The following is a 17,685-nucleotide window of genomic DNA, read 5'->3' on the forward strand; positions in this document are numbered from 1 at the left end:
CGTCGTCGTCCGGGGGCGCTGTTCTCCGACGCCCCCGCCACGACTTCTTCTACCGCTGGGCCCGGTTGACCGCCGAGACCACCGCGCGCAGCGAGGCGGTGACGATGTTGGGGTCGATGCCGACACCCCAGAGCACGCGGTCCCCGACGGCGCACTCGACGTACGCCGCGGCCCGGGCGTCGCCGCCGGCGGACATGGCGTGCTCGGCGTAGTCCAGCACCCGGACGTCAACCGACAGCGCGGCCAGAGCATTGACGAATGCGGCGATCGGGCCGTTGCCGCGGCCCTCGATGCTGACCGGGACGCCGCCGTCGGTCAGCTCGACGACCATCTCGTCGAGCTGTTCACCGTGTGCCTGGTGCCGGTGCCCGGTGAGGGCGAAGCGCCCCCACGGCGCGACGGTGTCGGGCAGGTACTCGTTGCTGAAGGCGTCCCACATCTGCGCGGCGGTGACCTCGCCGCCCTCGTCGTCGGTGTGCCGCTGGATGACCGCGCTGAACTCGATCTGCAGCCGGCGGGGCAGGTCGAGGTGGTTCTCGGTCTTCATGATGTAGGCGACGCCGCCCTTGCCGGACTGGCTGTTCACCCGGATCACGGCCTCGTAGCTGCGGCCGACGTCCTTCGGGTCGATCGGCAGGTACGGGACGGCCCACGGCATCTGGTCGACGGTCTTCCCGGCGGCCTGCGCGTCGGCGTCGAGAGCCTTGAACCCCTTGTTGATCGCGTCCTGGTGGGAGCCGGAGAAGGCGGTGTAGACCAGGTCGCCGCCGTAGGGGTGCCGCTCGTGCACGCCGAGCTGGTTGCAGTACTCGACGGTGCGGCGGATCTCGTCGATGTCGGAGAAGTCGATCTGCGGGTCGATGCCCTGGCTGAACAGGTTCAGCCCCAGGGTGACCAGGTCGACGTTGCCGGTGCGCTCGCCGTTGCCGAACAGGCAGCCCTCGATGCGGTCGGCGCCGGCGCGGTAGCCCAGCTCGGCGGCGGCGACGGCGGTGCCGCGGTCGTTGTGCGGGTGCAGGGACAGCACGACCGAGTCGCGCCGGCCCAGGTTGCGGTGCATCCACTCGATCTGGTCGGCGTAGACCGTGGGCTCGGCCATCTCGACGGTGGCCGGCAGGTTGATGATGGTCGGCCGTTCCGGGGTCGGCTCCCAGACGTCGGTGACCGCGTTGCAGATCTCGACGGCGAAATCGAGCTCGGTGCCGGTGAAGGACTCGGGGGAGTACTGGTACCGGATCTCGGTCTCGGTCATCTGCTCGGCCAGCTTGCGTACCAGCTGCGCCCCGTGGACGGCGATGTCGACGATGCCGGCGCGGTCGGAGTCGAAGACCACGCGCCGCTGCAGGGTGCTCGTCGAGTTGTACAGGTGCACGATCGCCTGCTTGGCGCCGCGCACCGACTCGAAGGTGCGCTCGATCAGCTCGTCGCGGGCCTGGGTCAGCACCTGGATGACGACGTCGTCGGGGACCAGGTCCTCCTCGATGAGCTGGCGGACGAAGTCGTAGTCGGTCTGGCTCGCGGCGGGGAAGCCGACCTCGATCTCCTTGTAGCCCATCCGGACCAGCAGCTCGAACATGCGCCGCTTGCGGTCGGGCGTCATCGGGTCGATCAGGGCCTGGTTGCCGTCGCGCAGGTCGACGGCGCACCAGCGCGGGGCCACCGTGGTGACCGTCTGCGGCCAGGTGCGGTCGGGCAGGTCGACCGGGATGAAGGGCGCGTAGCGGTGGATGGGCATGCCGCTCGGCTGCTGCGGATGGCGTACGTGGGGATGGGCGGGGTGGGTGGCGCTCTGGTTCGTGCTCACGGTCTCGGGCTCCTCTGGCGCGGGCTGGACTCAGCTCCGGGATGGGGCGGTCAGCGGGCGCCGGGAACGCACTCGGTCACGGCAGATCACCGCGGCGAGGGGGCCGACCTAGGAGAGGGCCTCGCCGCGGCGGGTAAGCAGGAGGCTGCCGCGCACGTGACCACGGTAGCAGCGCATCAGGCCAGGTCGCAGTGACATGCGCAATCCGCTGCGTGCACGGGTGGTCCGGAATGGTCGTCGAGTTCCGCGCACCGCGGCGGGCAGGTGCAGGTGAAGCCGTCGTCGAACGGCGTCCACGGTTGCTCGGCCAGCCACCGCCGCAACTCCTCGTCCCGCCGCTCCAGCCAGGCGCGCCGTCGGGCCTCGGCCCGCTCGGCGGGCGAGTCACCCGGCCGCGGCAGCTGGTGGTCGTCGGGCGTGCCGCGGTGGGTTCGTTCCCAGTCGCGGGTCTCGCGGACCCGGTCGAACGTGTACCAGGGCTGGGTACGGCTGTAGCGCTCCGGACCGTGCCACCAGGCCTGGTCGCCGTAGCGCGTGTCCAGGTGAGCGGGGAAGCGCCGCCCGGCCATGTCGCGGACGGCGCCCTCGGCCATTCCCGCCACTTCGGTGCCCGCGATGTCGAGGAGGGCCAGCCGCAGGCCGGCCAGCCCCGCTGCCCGGGCGAGCAGCCGGGCGTCGAGGCCGGAGCGCCCGGACTCCGCCGCGGCTACCGCGGACTTCGAGACGTCGATGGCGCCCGCGAGTTCCCGCTGGGACATGTCCGCCTGCCGGCGGATCCGCCGCAGCAGCCCGGGCAGGTCGAACGACACGTGTGCAGCGTGCGGCCGGCGCGCCGCGCGGGGGAGCCCTGGACCACATCTGTGGACAGTTGTGCTCTGCCCACAGGCGTGGGCAGAGCACAAGCATGCAAAGAAACCTTTGCACGCGATCCTAGTGCTCTGCCCTCAGGGGTGGGCAGAGCACTAGAACGCGGGGAGGAGGGTCCGGGTGCGGGGCCGCGGCCGGCTCGGCGACGGTGCGAGCACTCCGCGGCGGCTGATCGGCCGGCTCAGAACGTGCCTTTTCGGCGCAGCCGCAGCGGGCGCCCGTCGGGGTCGTCGACGAGCCGGTAGACCGGCGTCGCCCAGAGCCGCGTGAGCAGCGGCAGCCGCTCCGCCTTGTGCGGGCGCAGCCGGCCGGGCGGGCGCGGTCCCTGGCGACCGCCCTCGTGCCACGCGTCGAGGGCCTCCGCGGCGGCGGTGAGGGTCTGGACGAAGCGGTCGGGGTCGAGGACGTCGTCGTCGCGGCTGCCGTCCCCGGGGAGGTCCAGGTGCTCCCGGGCGAGGGCCAGGCGCAGGTCGCGGGCGAAGACGCGGGCGCCGTCGCCGGTGCCCGCCGGGTCGCGGGGCTCGCGAGGGTCCCGGGTCGTGTCGAGGACGCCGCTGGACAGCTCGCTGTCGTGGGTCCACGACCGGCGGTTGAAGTTGTCGCTGCCGACGCTGGCCCAGACGTCGTCCACCACGCACACCTTGGCGTGCACGTAGACCGGCGTCCCCTGGTGGTTCTCGACGTCGAACACGTGCACCCGGTCCCGGCCGGCCTTCTGGCACATCTCGATCGCCTGCCACCGGCCCACCAGCTGCGGGCGCTCGGCGAAGGCCCCGTCCTGATCGGGCACGCGTGGCACGACGACCACCAGGTGCAGGTCGGGGTGGGCGCGCAGCGCCTCGGCGAAGAGCCGGGCCACCTCTCCTGACCACATGTACTGGTCCTCGAGGTAGATCAGCCGCCGGGCCCGCTTGACCGCCTTGGAGTAGCCGAGGGCGACCGACCGCTCGCCGTCGGGGGCGAAGTCGTAGCCCGGGCGGACCGCGGGATAGGTGCGGAGGTTCTGCACCAGGTGGGGGCCGCACTCCGGCGGTGAGGGCAGTTGCGGCGGCAGCTCGTCGGCCTGCAGCCGGGCGTTGTGCCACTTGTCGCGCAGCCACGCGATCGGGTTGTGGGAATCGGGGCTGGTCGGGTCGTCCCAGCGCTCGCGGAAGACCGTGTCGAGCACGCCGACCGCGGGCCCCCGGATCTGCAGCTGGACGTCGTGCCACGGTGGGTTCGGCCCGTAGACCTCGGCCATGGGCAGGGCCTGCGGGTCGCCGCGGTGCTCGGCGTCGTCGCGACGGCTGTAGCAGAGGTCGATGCCGCCGACGAAGGCGATGTCGCGGGAGGGGTCCTCGTCGTGCCGGAGCACCACCAGCTTCTGGTGATGGCTGCCCATGCGGCGGATCCGCTGGTCGAGGATCACCTCGCCGCCGCCGTGCTCGATCTCCCGGTCCAGCCTGCGGTTGGCTTCCTTGTTCAGCGAGAGGGCCTGCATGTGCGAGCGCCACACCAGGCCGCGCACGCACACCCCGCGCTTGACCGCGTCGGTGAACAGCTCGGCCACGGTGGGGCCGCCGTCGCGCAGGCGCTCGTCGGGGTCGCCGCGCCAGTCGGTGAAGAACAGGTGGTCGCCGCCGTTCAGGGCCTGCACCTCCTCGACCAGCCGGTCGAAGTAGGCGGCGCCGTGGAACAGGGGCTCGCAGAGGTTGCCCGCCGTCCAGCCGGGGATCGCCGTGTGGGGGTTCCCGCGTTCCTCGGCGCTGAGCAGCCACTGCTCCGGGTCGTCCACGCAGGTGATCACAACCCGTGCCCCGTCCGGACGCAACCGCCGGGTCCGGGACCGACCTCGGTAGCCTGTGGACCCGTGGCCCTCGTCGTCCAGAAGTACGGCGGCTCCTCCGTCGCGTCCGCCGACCACATGAAGCGCGTCGCGGAGCGGATCGTCGCTGCCAAGAAGAACGGCGACGACGTCGTCGTCGTGGTCTCGGCCATGGGCGACAGCACCGACGAGCTGCTCGACCTGGCCAGCCAGATCACCGACGACCCGCCCGGTCGCGAGCTCGACATGCTGCTGACCGCCGGCGAGCGGATCTCGATGGCGCTGCTGGCCATCGCGATCTCCACGCACGGCTACGAGGCGCGGTCGTTCACCGGCTCGCAGGCCGGCGTCATCACGACGGGCAGCCACGGCAAGGCCCGGATCATCGACGTCACCCCGGGCCGGTTGCGCTCGGCGCTCGACGACGGGTCGATCGTGATCGTCGCCGGGTTCCAGGGCGTCAGCCAGGACACCAAGGACATCACCACGCTCGGCCGTGGCGGCTCCGACACGACCGCCGTCGCCGTGGCCGCGGCCCTGGACGCCGACGTCTGCGAGATCTACACCGACGTCGACGGCGTCTTCACCGCCGACCCGCGGATCGTCCCCAACGCCCGGCGGCTGGACACCATCACCTACGAGGAGATGCTCGAACTGGCCGCGTCGGGGGCGAAGGTGCTCATGCTGCGCTGCGTCGAGTACGCCCGCCGGTACGGCATCCCGGTGCACGTCCGCAGTTCCTACTCACAGCTTCCCGGCACGATCGTGGCCGGCTCGATGGAGGACCTCCCGGTGGAACAGGCGATCATCACGGGCGTCGCGCACGACCGCAGCGAAGGCAAGATCACCGTCTACGGCGTGCCGGACCGGCCCGGCGAGGCGGCGCAGATCTTCCGCGTGCTCGCCGACGCCGAGATCAACATCGACATGATCGTGCAGAACGTGTCGGCCGAGGCCAGCAAGCTCGCCGACATCTCCTTCACGCTCCCGGTCAGCGACGGGCCGACAGCGCTCGCGGCGCTGGAGAAGGTCAAGCACACGGTGGGCTACAGCGACGTGCGGTTCGACCAGCACATCGGCAAGGTGTCGCTGGTCGGGGCGGGCATGCGCTCGCACCCCGGCGTCTCGGCACGGTTCTTCGGCGCCCTGGCCGACGCCGGTGTGAACCTGGAGCTGATCAGCACCTCGGAGATCCGCATCTCCGTGGTCTGCCGCGACACCGACGTGGACGTGGCCGTGCGCGCGGTGCACGACGCGTTCGAACTGGGCTCCGACGAGGTCGAGGCCGTCGTGTACGGAGGGACCGGCCGATGACCACGTTCAGCAGTGACGGCCTGCGCGTGGGCGTCGTCGGTGCCACCGGGCAGGTCGGCGCCGTCATGCGGCGGATCCTCGCCGAGCGGAACTTCCCGCTGGCCGAGCTGCGCTTCTTCGCCTCCGCGCGGTCGGCGGGCAGCACCCTGCCCTGGGGCGACGGCGAGATCACCGTCGAGGACGCGTCGACCGCCGACCCGACCGGCCTCGACGTCGCCCTGTTCTCCGCGGGTGCCACCACCTCGCGCGCCCAGGCCCCGCGGTTCGCCGAGGCCGGCGTGACCGTCATCGACAACAGCTCGGCGTGGCGGCGCGACCCCGACGTCCCGCTGATCGTCAGCGAGGTCAACCCGCACGCCCTCGCCGAGATGCGCAAGGGCATCATCGCCAACCCGAACTGCACGACGATGGCCGCGATGCCGGTGCTCGCGCCGCTGCACGCCGAGGCGCAGCTGGTGCGGATGATCGCCAGCACCTACCAGGCCGTCTCGGGCAGCGGGCTGGCCGGCGTCGAGGAACTGGACAGCCAGGTGAAGGCCGTCGTCGACAAGGCCGCCGAGCTGACCCACGACGGGTCGGCCGTGCACTTCCCCGAGCCGCAGAAGTACGTGCGCCCGATCGCGTTCAACGTGTTGCCGATGGCCGGCTCGGTCGTCGACGACGGCTCGTTCGAGACCGACGAGGAGCAGAAGCTCCGCAACGAGAGCCGCAAGATCCTCGGCATCCCGGAGCTGCGGGTCTCGGGCACCTGCGTGCGCGTGCCGGTGTTCAGCGGGCACTCGCTGTCGCTCAACCTCGAATTCCAGCGTGAGCTCAGTGTCGAGCGGGCCACCGAGCTGCTCTCGACCGCGCCCGGGGTGGAGCTCTCCGACGTCCCGACGCCGCTGCAGGCCGCCGGCCGCGACCCCAGCTACGTGGGCCGCATCCGGCAGGACCCGGGTGTCGACGGCGGCCGCGGGCTGGCGCTGTTCGTCAGCAACGACAACCTGCGCAAGGGCGCCGCGCTCAACACCATCCAGATCGCGGAGCTCATTGCATCGTCACGCTCCGCGTGACACCGCGGCCAGGTGCCGTCCCCCGATCGCGCTGAGCCGCTGCGTGGCTCCCTGGCGGGAACCCTCCGGGCCCCGCGCCAGGGACCACCGCGGTGGTCCCCTACGGCTTGATCTTCCGGAGCGCGAAGCTCAGGGCGACCTCGACCTGGCGGATGGTCTCCTCGATGACCAGCGAGCCGTGGCCGGCGTCGAAGCGGTAGACCTCGTGCTCCTTGCCCAACTCCTGGAGCCGGCCCAGGTAGTTGTCGATCTGCCGGATCGGGCAGCGCGGGTCGTTGGCACCGGCGACGACGAGCACCGGCGCGGCGACGGCGTCGACGTAGGTGATGGGTGAGGAGCGCACGTAGACGTCGTGCACCTCCTCCGGTGAGCCGCCGAACAGCGCCCGGTCGTAGGCCCGCAGACCCTCCATCTCGTCCTCGTAGGCGGCCAGGTAGTCGGCCACCGGCACCTCGGCGATCCCGGCGGCCCAGCGCTCGGGCTGGGTGCCGAGGCCGAGCAGCGTGAGGAACCCGCCCCACGAGCCACCCGACAGCAGGGCGCGCGCCGGGTCGACGATCCCCTCGGCGACCAGCGCGTCGTAGACGGCGCCGACGTCCTCGAGCTCGGTCAGCCCGGGGCGGCCGGTGAGCGCGTCCCGCCACGTCGAGCCGTAGCCGGTGGACCCGCGGTAGTTCACGTGCACCACCGCGTACCCGGCGTCCACATAGGCGGCGCGGCGGGCGCGATAGGAGTCGTCGTCGAGCGCCTCGGGGCCGCCGTGCACCAGGAAGGCCGTCGCGTAGGGGGCCTCGCCCTGGGGGCGCACCAGCAGGGCGTGCACGTCGCCGCCCGGCCCGGGGATCCAGCGGTCCTCGACCGGGTAGGCCGCCGGCGGCTCGCCGTCGCCGACCGAGAGGACCACGGGACCGTCGGCCCGGCGGATCACCGGCGGGCGCTCCGAGGAGGACCAGGCCAGCTCCACGGTGCCGTCGGGGCGGGCGGTGGCACCACGGACGACGCCCGGCGGGGTGTCCAGCCGCTCCAGCGCCCCCGAGGTCAGGTCGTAGCGGTAGAGCTCGCTGCGGGCGGCGTGGTCGTGGCCGACCAGGAGCGCCGAGCCGTCGGGGTACCAGCCGGCCGTCACGTCACCGGGCAGGTCCAGCACGATCTCGGCCTCGGTGTCGGCGACGACGTCCCACACCAGCAGCTCCTCGCGGCCGCGGCGCTCGTGCCCGACCAGCAGCCGCCGGTCGTCGGGCCGCGGCCCGAACTCCAGGGCGTGCAGGCCGCGCCCCTCGCCGTCCCACTTCTCGGCGACGACCGAGTCGTCAGCCGTGCGCAGCACGCGCAGCGCCGGGTAGCGCGGGTCGCCGTGCTCGGAGTGCGAGATCACCAGCAGCTCGTCGTCGCGGGTGAGCGCGTCGACCGAGGCGGGGTCGGGGTGCCGGTAGACGACCCGCGGGGCCGAGCCGGACGGCGCCAGCCAGAGCTCGCTGCCGTCGTCGGTGGACCGCCCGATCGCCGACAGCGTGCGGCCGACCTCGAGCCCGGCCGGGTACGCGGGCTCGACCTCGGGGACGGCGACGGCGTCCTCGCCGCCGGCGAAGGGCTGGGTCATCCAGATGCCGAACTCGTCGCCGTCGGTGTCGGCGAACCACCAGATCGTCTCGCCGTCGGGGGAGAGCGTGCCGATCAGCGTGCCGTTGGGCCGGTCGGTGGCCTGGCGGTGCACATCGGTCCCGCGGTCCCACGCGTACTGCTCGACGACGCCGCTGACGTCGGAGGTGTAGAGGTTGCGGTGCGGGGCGTCCTCGGCCCAGCCGGGCAGGGACACCCGCGGCGCCCGGAAGCGGGCCTGCCAGCGGGCGGTGACCTCCGCCGGGAGCGCGGTCGCGTACGGGGTCGGGGTCTCCGGGATCACGGTCGTCGCGGCGGGGTCGGGAGATCCGGACGTCGGCTCGGCAGTCACCGGCCCATCCTCGCAGTTGGTCCGAACGCACTCAGGGGCCGCCATCGGCGGCCCCTGAGCAGTGGGTCGGGGTGACAGGATTTGAACCTGCGGCCTCGTCGTCCCGAACGACGCGCGCTACCAAGCTGCGCCACACCCCGCGGTGCCTGCCGAGTCTAGCGCCCGGCAGCCCGCGCCCCGGCAGTGGGGGAGGCCCCCTCCCGAGGCTCGTCCCGAGCTTGCGAGGGATGAGGAGGAGGGGGTCCTTCCTCAGGCCTCGCGCGCGGTCAGCGTGAGCAGCGTCGCCTCCGGCGGGCAGGCGAACCGGATGGGGGCGTAGGGGCTGGTGCCCAGGCCCGCCGAGACGTGCAGCCAGGTGCCGTTGGGGTGCTGCGGGGTGGGGTCGGCCCACCGGTGCAGCCAGCGCACCCGCTCGCGGTCGATGCCGCAGTTGGTGACCAGCGCCCCGTAGAACGGCACCCGCAGCTGCCCGCCGTGCGTGTGCCCGCAGAGCACCACGTCGTAGCCGTCGGCGGCGAACCGGTCGAGCACCCGGGGTTCGGGGGAGTGCGCGAGCCCGATCCGGACGTCGGCGGAGCGGTCGGCCTCGCCCTCGACCAGGTCGTAGCGGTCGCGCCGGAGGTGCGAGTCGTCGACGCCGGCGAAGACGATGCGGCGGCCGTCGACGACGAGCTCACCGGTGGCGTTGGTGAGGTCGAGCCAGCCGCGCCCCTTCAGACCGTCGCGCAGGTCGCGCCAGGGCAGCTGCACCCCGTGCACCCGCTTGTGGTCGGGGAAGAAGTACTTGAGCGGGTTCTTGGGCTTCGGGGCGTAGTAGTCGTTGGACGACGTCACGAACGCGCCCGGGCGGTCGAGCAGCGGGTCCAGGGCGCGCAGCACGGCGGGCACGGCGTCGAAGCCGGCCAGGTTGTCGCCGGTGTCGAGGACCAGGTCGGGCTCGAGCTCGGCGAGGCCGGCCACCCACTCCTGCTTGGAGCGCTGACCGGCGGTCATGTGCAGGTCGGAGATCTGCAGGATGGTCAGCGGCTTCGACCCCGGGGCGAGGACCGGGACCTCGAAGCGGCGCAGCGTCCACCGGGTCCGCTCGTAGAGGCTCGCGTAGGCGGTCATCGTGGCGCCGCCGGCGACGGCGACGGTGGGGAGGGCGGTGTACCAGCGCACGATGAGCCAGCGTACGTGCCAGGCTGGAGGGGTGTCTGACCTCAAGGATCGCCTCCGCACCGACCTGACCACCGCGATGAAGGCCCGCGACGAGCTGCGGACCGCGACCCTGCGGATGGTGCTCGCCGCCGTCAGCGCGGAGGAGGTCTCCGGCAAGGAGGCCCGCCAGCTCTCCGACGACGAGGTGCAGGCTGTCGTGCGGCGCGAGGCGAAGAAGCGCCGGGAGGCCGCCGAGGCCTTCGGGTCCGCCGGCCGCGCCGAGCAGGCCGCCCGCGAGGAGGCCGAGGGCGAGGTGCTCGCCGGCTACCTGCCCGCGCAGCTCGACGACGCCGACCTGGCCGCGCTCGTCGCCGACGTCGTCACCCGCACCGGCGCCTCGGGCATGAAGGACATGGGCAAGGTCATGGGGGCCGTGCAGGGCGCCGTCGCCGGCCGGGCCGACGGCGGCCGCGTCGCCGCCGAGGTCCGCCGCCAGCTGGGCTGATCGGCCCCGTCCTGGGTCCCGCCCTGAGCGTGCGACGGGTGGGGAGGGCGGGTCCTTTCAGTCGTCCCCGCCGTCGTTGCCGCCGCCATCGCCGCCACCGGGGCGTCCCCCACCGGGGTTCCCGCCGTTGTCGCCCGGGGGCGCCGGGGGTGGTGCCGGCGCCGGGGCCGGGGTCGGGGTGGGCGTGGGCTCGACATAGGCGGAGCCGTTGCTCACCTGGATCGCGATCTCCTGCTCGAGCACCGCGCGGGAGCCGGCCGCCGGGCTGGTGCCGACGACGACGCCGGCCTTCCGGTCGCTGTCGACCTCGACGACGATCGTGCGGAAGCCGGCCGCCTGCAGCCTCGACTCGCAGTCGTTCACCCCGCCGCAGCTCGGGACGATCTTGGTGTTGCCCTCCTGGACCCGCGGGTCGGCGGGCGGGAATGGCACGTTCGGCTGGCTCTGGAGGATGGGCGCCATCGCGTCGTGCCAGATGGTGGCGCCCTTGCCGCCGCCGAAGCCGCCGACGTTCTGGTTCCGCTTCGGGTTGAGCACCATCACGCTGGCCGTGTACTGCGGGGTGTAGCCGACGAACGCGACCGAGAAGTTGCTCTGCGAGGTGCCGGTCTTGCCCGCGATCTGGTGCCCCGGGACGTACGCGCGCGACCCGGTCTGCCCGGAGTGCCCGGGCTCGACGTCCTTGCGCAGCATCTGGTTGAGCGTCGTGGCGACGCCCGGCGGGATCGCCTCGGGCGTGCACCGCTCCTCCGGCGTCAGGACCACCGGGTTCCCGTCGGCGTCGGTCAGCGGCTGGCCGGTGCGGTCGAGGATCTCGGTGACCGGGGACGGGTCGCACTGGGTGCCGTTGGCGGCCAGCGTGTTGTAGGCGCTGGCCAGGTCGAGCGGGCTCGTCGCGTACGGGCCGAAGGTGAACGAGCCGTTGTTCTCGGCGATGATCTGGTCGGCCGGGGTCTGGTTGGGCTGGTCGAAGTTCATGCCCATGGCCTCGGCCATGCGCACGGGCTGCTCGATGCTGCCCAGTGCGTCCTCCAGGGCCAGGAAGTACGTGTTGGACGACATGTAGAGGGCCCGCTCGAGATCGAGCGTGGCCGGGTAGCGGCCGGCGTTGCGCACGCAGTACATGCCGTTGGTGCTGCGGCCCTGGCACGGCCCGCGGTACACCCGCGAGGTGTAGGGGTCGCCGGTGGTCTGCGTGTAGTACTGCGAGAACCCGCGCTGCAGCGCCGCGGCGGCGACGAACGTCTTGTAGGTGGAGCCGGCGCCCTGGCTGGCCACGGTGTTGAGGACGACGGACTCGCAGTCGGCCTCGGCGCACCCGAAGCGGCGGTTGACGCTCATGGCGAGCACGTTGCCGGTGCCGGGCTCGACCGCGGTGTACATGCCCGCCAGCGGGTCGCCCATCGGCAGGGTGTTGAGCACCGCCTGGTCACCGGCCGCCTGCATGTCGGGTCGCAGCGTCGTCCGGATCGTCAGGCCGCCGTCGTCGATCTGGGCCTGGGTGAGACCGAGCTCGCCGGTGAGGTAGTCCTCCAGGTACGCGCAGAAGAACCCGCCGATGGAGGAGTCGATGCAGCCGTTGGGCGGCGCCTGACCCGGGACGACCTGGACCGGCTGGCCGGCGATCTCGTCGAACTCGGCCTGGTCGATGTGCCGGAGGTCCAGCATCCGCTGCAGCACCTGGTCGCGGCGGACCTGGGCGTTCTCCGGGTTCGCGATCGGGTCGTCGTTGGCCGGGCTCTGCACCAGACCGGCCAGCATCGCCGCCTGGGGGAGGGTGAGGTCGGCGGCGTTGACGCTGAAGTAGGTCTGCGCGGCCGCCTGGATGCCGTAGGCCCCGTGCCCGAAGTACACGATGTTCAGGTAGCGGGTGAGGATCTCGTCCTTGGAGTACTTCTCCTCCAGGGCCAGCGCGAGGCGGGCCTCGCGGAGCTTGCGGGCCACGCTCTCCTCGTCGGCGGCGGCGGCCTCCTCCGGCGTCGTCGCCGTCTGCAGGAGCGTCTGCTTGACCAGCTGCTGGGTCAGCGTGGAGCCGCCCTCGCGGACCGACCCGGCGGCCACGTTGGTGAGCAGCGCGCGCAGGGTGCCCTGCACGTCGAGGCCGTTGTGGTCGTAGAAGCGCGAGTCCTCGATGTCGACGAGGGCCTGCTTCATCACGTCGGAGATCTGGTCGGGCGCCACCGGGGTGCGGTTGTGCTTGTAGAACATCGTCATCAGCGAGCCGTCGGCGGCCAGCACCCGGGTGTTGCCGGCCGGCGTCGCGTCGGTGAGCTCGACCGGCAGGGCGTCGAGCAGCGAGGCGGAGTTGCGGGCCACCAGCCCGGTGCCCCCGACCCAGGGCAGCAGGAGACCGGCCAGCAGCGCACCGGCGACGACGATCGTCGCGGCGAGCTTGGCGAGGGTGCGGGTCCGGATACGCGCGTTCTCCGACATCGGCGTCGAAGGTACCTGCCCGGCGGCCCTGTCCGCCGAGGTCAGGCCCGGCGCGCGGGCAGGATCCTCGTGCGCGGCGTGCCGGTCGGGGTGTCGTCGTCGGGACCGGTGAGTTCCTCGGCCATGACCCGCAGCCCGTCGAGGTCGTGCACGTCGCCCGCGGCGGCGGGCACGGTGCGGACGGCGACCTCCGGGTGGGCGCTGGTGAACCGGTCGGCGAGGTGCTGCTCGCGCGCCGCCTGGATCATCCGCTCGGCGTGCACCCGCAGCGCCGCGGCAGCCAGGTCGGCGCCCTCCGCGTCGGCCTCGATCACCCGCTCGGCCGCGCCCTCGGCGCGGGTCGCCGACAGCAGCGTCGTCGCCGGGGGATGGGTGCGGTTGACGACCAGCCCGGCCAGCGGCATCCCCTCGGCGGAGAGCCGGTCGACGAAGTAGGAGGCCTCCCGGAGCGCGTCGGGTTCCGGCGTCGCGACGACGACGAACCAGGTGCCCGGGCGGCGCAGCAGCTCGTACGTCGCCGTCGCCCGTTCCCGGAAACCGCCGAACATCGTGTCCAGCGCCGCGACGAACGCGGAGATGTCCCGCAGCAGCTGCCCGCCCAGGATCTTGCTGATGATCTTGCTGAAGAACATGAACCCGGCGCTGGCGAACTTCAGCCCGGCGCGGCCGCTGCCGGCGAGCAGCCGGATCATCGTGCCGTCGAGGAAGCGGCCCATCTTGTTGGGGGCGTCGAGGAAGTCCAGCGCCGACCGCGACGGCGGGGTGTCGACGATGATCAGGTCCCACTGGTCGCTGGCCCGCAGCTGGCCCAGCTTCTCCATCGCCATGTACTCCTGCGTCCCGGAGAAGGACGACGACAGCGACTGGTAGAAGGGGTTCTCGAGGATCTGCCGGGCCCGGTCGGGGGTCGAGTGCGCCACGACGATGTCGTCGAAGGTGCGCTTCATGTCGAGCATCATCGCGTGCAGCTCGCCCGGCGCCTCGGGGACGTCCACCCGCCGCGGCTCGTTGTCCAGCTCCTCCAGACCCAGGCTCTGGGCCAGCCGCCGGGCGGGGTCGATGGTGAGGACGACGACCGTGCGCCCGGCCTCGGCGGCGGCCAGGGCCAGCGCGGCCGACGTCGTCGTCTTGCCCACGCCCCCGGCGCCGCAGCAGACCACGATCCGGGTGGCGGGGTCCTCGATCAGCGCCTCCAGGTCCATCGCCGGGGCGACGGGCGCCGGACGGCTCGGCTTTGCGCTGCGCGGCTGCTCGGCAGGCGCGCTCACGCGGTGCTCCCTGTCGCTCCCGCGGGACGCTCCGCTCCTCGCTCGTTCCTCGCTGCGATGCTCACGCCCCTGTCCGCTCCCTCGGCCTCGGCGCGCAGGTGCTCCTCGAGCCGGCCGGCCAGCTCGAACAGGCAGCCCAGGTCCATCGGCCCGGCCAGCAGGGGCAGCTCCACCGTGGGGCGGCCGAGCGCCTCGACCTCCTCGCGCAGCTCGTCCTGCGACGCCCAGCGCTGCGCGTGCTCGATCGCCTCGACGGCCAGGGCCTCGGCCAGCTCGTCGCCCCCGGGCAGGTGGGCCGGGGCCAGGCCGGGCGCGAGGTCGGCGCCGGACAGCGTCCCCTCGACGGCCCGGTCCAGCCCGTCGAGCGGCAGCACCGGGTCGGTCACCATGTTCACGAACACCGACCCGATCGGCAGCTTGGCCTCGGTGAGCTCGGCGATGGCGTCGGCGGTCTCCTGCACCGGCATGTCCTCGAGGAGCGTGACCAGGTGCACCGCCGTCTGCGAGGAGCGGAGCACGGCCATGACGCCGTCGCTCTGGGTCTTGATCGGGCCCGAGCGCGCCAGCTGCGCCATCTCGGCGGTGACGCCGAGGAAGCGGGTGATCCGGCCGGTGGGCGGCGCGTCGACGACGACGGCGTCGTAGACCCGGTGCCCGTCGTGGCGGCGGGTCACCGACTCCTTGATCTTGCCGGTGAGCAGCACGTCGCGCAGGCCGGGGGCGATGGCGGTGGCGAAGTCGATGGCGCCCATCTTGCGCAGCGCCCGCCCGGCCCGGCGCAGGTTGTAGAACATGTCGAGGTAGTCGAGGAGGGCCTCCTCGACGTCGATCGCCAGAGCCTTCACCTCGCCGCCCCCGCGCGCCACGGCCACCCGGCGTTCCTCGTAGGGCAGCGGTGGGGTGTCGAACAGCTGGGCGATGCCCTGCCGGCCCTCGGTCTCGACCAGCAGCACGTGCCCGCCGTCGGCGGCCAGCGCGAGGGCCAGCGCGGCGGCGACGGTGGTCTTGCCGGTCCCGCCCTTGCCGGTCACGACGTGCAGCCGCACGGGGGACGGATCGGAGCTCACCTGCACCAGCGTAGAAGGGACCCTGCAGGGGGCCGCGGGGCCTTGCGCGCTAGCGTCGTCCCATGACCGAACCGGCCCGTCGCAAGTGGGAGTACGCCACCATCCCGCTGCTGATCCACAACACCAAGGCGATCCTCGACTCCTGGGGCGTCGACGGATGGGAGCTGGTGACCGTGCTCCCCGGCCCGGGCGGCGCCGAGCAGCTCGTCGCCTACCTGAAGCGCCCGGCGTGAGCGCCCCGGCCCAGAGCTGGCACGCGCGCCTCGCCGAGCTCGGTATCCGGCTGCCGGCCGTGGCCGCGCCGGTCGCGGCATACGTGCCGGCCATCCGCAGCGGCTCGCTGGTCTTCACGTCCGGTCAGCTGCCTTTCGTCGACGGCGGCCTGCGCCGGACGGGCAAGGTCGGCGGTTCGGTCGACATCGAGGCGGCCGCCGCCGACGCCAAGGTCTGCGCGCTCAACGCGCTCGCCGCGATCGACGACCTCGTCGGCCTGGACTCGGTCGCGCGGATCGTCCGGGTGGTCGGCTACGTGGCCAGCGCCGAGGGGTTCACCGGTCAGCCGCGGGTGGTCAACGGGGCCAGCGAGTTCCTGGGCAAGATCTTCGGCGAGGCCGGGCAGCACGCCCGCAGCGCGGTCGGCGTCGCCGAGCTGCCCCTGGGTGCGCCGGTCGAGGTCGAGCTCACCGTCGAGCTGAGGTGAGCGCGCAACCGCGGCAGGCGGCGACGGTCCTGCTGCTGCGCGACGGCGCTCCCGGCCTCGAGGTCTACCTGCTCCGCCGCACCAAGGGGATGCCGTTCGCCGGCGGCATGACCGCCTACCCCGGCGGCGGCGTCGACGACCGCGACGGCGACATCGACATCGCCTGGTCCGGACCCTCGCCGGACCGGTGGGCGGCCGCGTTCGGCTGCGACGAGCGGCTGGCCCGCGAGCTGGTGTGCGCCGCCGTCCGCGAGACGTTCGAGGAGGCCGGCGTCCTGCTGGCCGGTCCGCCCGACGGCGGGCCGGACGACGTCGTCCCAGACGTCTCCGGTGACGACTGGGAGGCGCAGCGGCAGGCGCTGCTGAGCCGCGAGCTGTCGCTGGCCGAGCTGCTCGCGGGGCGCAGCCTGGCGCTGCGCTCTGACCTGCTGCGGCCGTTCGCGCACTGGATCACCCCGCCGGTCGAGCCGCGCCGCTACGACACGAAGTTCTTCGCGGCCGCCCTGCCGGTCGGCCAGGAGGCGCGGCACGTGTCCGGGGAGGCCGACGAGGCCTCGTGGCTCACGCCGTCGGCGGCGCTGGCGGAGGCGTGGGCCGGGAACCGCCCGATGCTGCCGCCCACGACGCACACCCTCGGCCAGCTCGAGCGCTACCCCGACGTCGCGGCCGTGCTGGCCGGCGCGCCGCCGGAGCCGCTGCACCCGATCAGCCCCACCTTCGAGGAGACCCCCGACGGTCGCTTCGCCGTCCTCCCCGACGGTTCCCGCGTGAAGCTGGTCGTGCCACTTCCTTCGTGATCCTCCGGATCACACCGCGGCCATCGCGTACCCGGTGCCGCCGTGTGGTCGTGAGTGCCGCGTTCTACCGCGGTACTGGTGGCCGTACGGCGGTCTCGTGCCGGTGGGGGCAGACATGCGAAGGCCCCGTTCCGCAGATCCGGAACGGGGCCTTCGCCACGACTCAGCGGGCGCGGCGGCGGAGGCGCTCCTCGTCGAGGACGACGACCGACTTGCCCTGCAGCTGGATCCAGCCGCGGTGCACGAAGTCGGCCAGCGCCTTGTTGACCGTCTCGCGGGAGGCGCCGACCAGCTGGGCCAGCTCCTCCTGCGTGAGGTCGTGCTTCACGCGCAGACCATCGGACTCGCGGCTGCCGAAGCGGTCGGCCATCTGCAGCAGCGCCTTGGCCACCCGGCCGGGCACGTCGGTGAAGATCAGGTCGGCGACCGAGTCGTTGGTGCGCCGCAGCCGACGGGCGAGGACCCGCAGCAGCTGCTCGCCGATCTCCGGGTGCGCCTCGATCCACAGCCGCAGCACCGACTGGGGCATGCGGGCCATCTTCACGTCGGTGACGGCCGTCGCGGTCGCGGTGCGGGGGCCGGGGTCGAAGACCGACAGCTCGCCGAACTGGTCGGACGGGCCCATGACGGCGAGCACGTTCTCGCGTCCGTCGGGAGCGCGTCGGGAGAGCTTGATCTTCCCGCTCAGGACGATGTAGAGGCTGTCACCGGGCTCGCCTTCGTTGAAGACGACGCGGCCCCGGGGCAGCGTGATCGTCTCCAGTCGGCTGACGACCGGTTCGACCGCCTCGTCCGAGAGCCCCTGGAAGAGCCCGGACTGGGCCAGCACCTCGTCCACTACACGTCCTCTCACGCACCGATCCGACGGACGCGCAGGCGTCCGTGTCCGGAGGGAGTCTAGGCGGCTGTGCTTCCGGTCACCCGTTCGGTGGGCCGGGGGGTCCTCCGTCCGAGCGAGTGTGCTGCACCACAGGCGCCCG

15 protein-coding genes and 1 tRNA gene are annotated in these 17,685 nt (G+C 72.9%); 6 read left to right on the forward strand and 10 right to left on the reverse strand.

Going from position 1 to position 17,685, the window contains the following annotated elements; all coding sequences use genetic code 11:
* Positions 1-49: 49 nt before the first annotated feature.
* The 3 genes from leuA to ABD644_RS20350 form a co-directional block, all read right to left on the reverse strand.
* A complete protein-coding gene (gene leuA / locus ABD644_RS20340; RefSeq protein ID WP_425547487.1) occupies positions 50-1,804 on the reverse strand; it encodes a 2-isopropylmalate synthase in 1,755 nt (584 codons plus the stop codon).
* A 176-nt stretch (positions 1,805-1,980) separates the two neighbouring features.
* Positions 1,981-2,613, reverse strand: coding sequence for a helix-turn-helix transcriptional regulator (locus tag ABD644_RS20345; protein WP_344690881.1), 633 nt, complete (start codon positions 2,611-2,613; stop codon positions 1,981-1,983).
* 239 nt (positions 2,614-2,852) lie between these two features.
* Positions 2,853-4,445: a phospholipase D family protein gene (locus ABD644_RS20350; protein ID WP_344690882.1), complete on the reverse strand. Its 1,593-nt coding sequence runs from the start codon at positions 4,443-4,445 to the stop codon at positions 2,853-2,855.
* Between the two features lie 75 nt (positions 4,446-4,520).
* Between ABD644_RS20350 and ABD644_RS20355 the strand changes: the two genes are divergently transcribed.
* Together ABD644_RS20355 and ABD644_RS20360 are read left to right on the forward strand one after the other, a co-directional pair.
* Positions 4,521-5,789, forward strand: a complete 1,269-nt coding sequence (locus ABD644_RS20355; RefSeq protein ID WP_344690883.1) for an aspartate kinase — start codon at positions 4,521-4,523, stop codon at positions 5,787-5,789.
* Positions 5,786-6,844 (forward strand): aspartate-semialdehyde dehydrogenase, encoded by a 1,059-nt coding sequence (locus tag ABD644_RS20360; RefSeq protein ID WP_344690884.1) that lies wholly within the window; start codon positions 5,786-5,788, stop codon positions 6,842-6,844. Before ABD644_RS20355 ends, ABD644_RS20360 begins: the two co-directional genes overlap by 4 nt.
* Positions 6,845-6,944: 100 nt before the next feature.
* Here the strand turns inward: ABD644_RS20360 and ABD644_RS20365 are convergent, their stop codons facing one another.
* The 3 genes from ABD644_RS20365 to ABD644_RS20375 form a co-directional block, all read right to left on the reverse strand.
* Positions 6,945-8,795 carry a S9 family peptidase gene (locus ABD644_RS20365; RefSeq protein WP_344690885.1) on the reverse strand — a complete coding sequence of 617 codons (1,851 nt, stop codon included), beginning with the start codon at positions 8,793-8,795 and terminating at the stop codon, positions 6,945-6,947.
* A 66-nt stretch (positions 8,796-8,861) separates the two neighbouring features.
* Positions 8,862-8,935 (reverse strand) — tRNA-Pro (locus tag ABD644_RS20370).
* Between the two features lie 109 nt (positions 8,936-9,044).
* The gene (locus tag ABD644_RS20375) at positions 9,045-9,956 is read right to left on the reverse strand and encodes a metallophosphoesterase (RefSeq protein ID WP_344690886.1); all 912 of its coding nucleotides are present in this window, start codon (positions 9,954-9,956) and stop codon (positions 9,045-9,047) included.
* Positions 9,957-9,987: 31 nt separating this feature from the next.
* Between ABD644_RS20375 and ABD644_RS20380 the strand changes: the two genes are divergently transcribed.
* Positions 9,988-10,440: a GatB/YqeY domain-containing protein gene (locus ABD644_RS20380; protein WP_344690887.1), complete on the forward strand. Its 453-nt coding sequence runs from the start codon at positions 9,988-9,990 to the stop codon at positions 10,438-10,440.
* A gap of 57 nt (positions 10,441-10,497) precedes the next feature.
* Here the strand turns inward: ABD644_RS20380 and ABD644_RS20385 are convergent, their stop codons facing one another.
* From ABD644_RS20385 to bagA, 3 genes are read right to left on the reverse strand one after another with little or no spacing between them, the layout of a single operon-like run.
* Positions 10,498-12,873 carry a penicillin-binding protein gene (locus ABD644_RS20385; protein WP_344690888.1) on the reverse strand — a complete coding sequence of 792 codons (2,376 nt, stop codon included), beginning with the start codon at positions 12,871-12,873 and terminating at the stop codon, positions 10,498-10,500.
* Between the two features lie 41 nt (positions 12,874-12,914).
* Complete coding sequence (bagB, locus tag ABD644_RS20390; RefSeq protein WP_344690889.1) at positions 12,915-14,141, reverse strand: ATPase BagB; 1,227 nt, start codon at positions 14,139-14,141, stop codon at positions 12,915-12,917.
* Complete coding sequence (gene bagA / locus ABD644_RS20395) at positions 14,138-15,208, reverse strand: ATPase BagA (RefSeq protein WP_344690890.1); 1,071 nt, start codon at positions 15,206-15,208, stop codon at positions 14,138-14,140. The genes bagB and bagA overlap by 4 nt, the downstream gene beginning before the upstream one ends.
* 62 nt (positions 15,209-15,270) lie before the next feature.
* On the opposite strand from bagA, the gene sp36 reads away from it, so the two are divergent.
* The 3 genes from sp36 to ABD644_RS20410 are packed head-to-tail and all read left to right on the forward strand — an operon-like array spanning position 15,271 to position 16,705.
* A complete protein-coding gene (gene sp36, locus ABD644_RS20400) occupies positions 15,271-15,441 on the forward strand; it encodes a Sp36 family protein (protein WP_344690891.1) in 171 nt (56 codons plus the stop codon).
* Positions 15,438-15,908 (forward strand): RidA family protein, encoded by a 471-nt coding sequence (locus ABD644_RS20405; RefSeq protein ID WP_344690892.1) that lies wholly within the window; start codon positions 15,438-15,440, stop codon positions 15,906-15,908. Before sp36 ends, ABD644_RS20405 begins: the two co-directional genes overlap by 4 nt.
* The gene (locus tag ABD644_RS20410) at positions 15,905-16,705 is read left to right on the forward strand and encodes an NUDIX hydrolase (protein ID WP_344690893.1); all 801 of its coding nucleotides are present in this window, start codon (positions 15,905-15,907) and stop codon (positions 16,703-16,705) included. The genes ABD644_RS20405 and ABD644_RS20410 overlap by 4 nt, the downstream gene beginning before the upstream one ends.
* A gap of 163 nt (positions 16,706-16,868) precedes the next feature.
* Here the strand turns inward: ABD644_RS20410 and ABD644_RS20415 are convergent, their stop codons facing one another.
* A complete protein-coding gene (locus ABD644_RS20415; RefSeq protein ID WP_344690894.1) occupies positions 16,869-17,543 on the reverse strand; it encodes a Crp/Fnr family transcriptional regulator in 675 nt (224 codons plus the stop codon).
* Between the last annotated feature and the right edge of the window lie 142 nt (positions 17,544-17,685).

The organism is Blastococcus jejuensis (genome assembly GCF_039534705.1).
GTDB lineage: Bacteria > Actinomycetota > Actinomycetes > Mycobacteriales > Geodermatophilaceae > Blastococcus_B > Blastococcus_B jejuensis.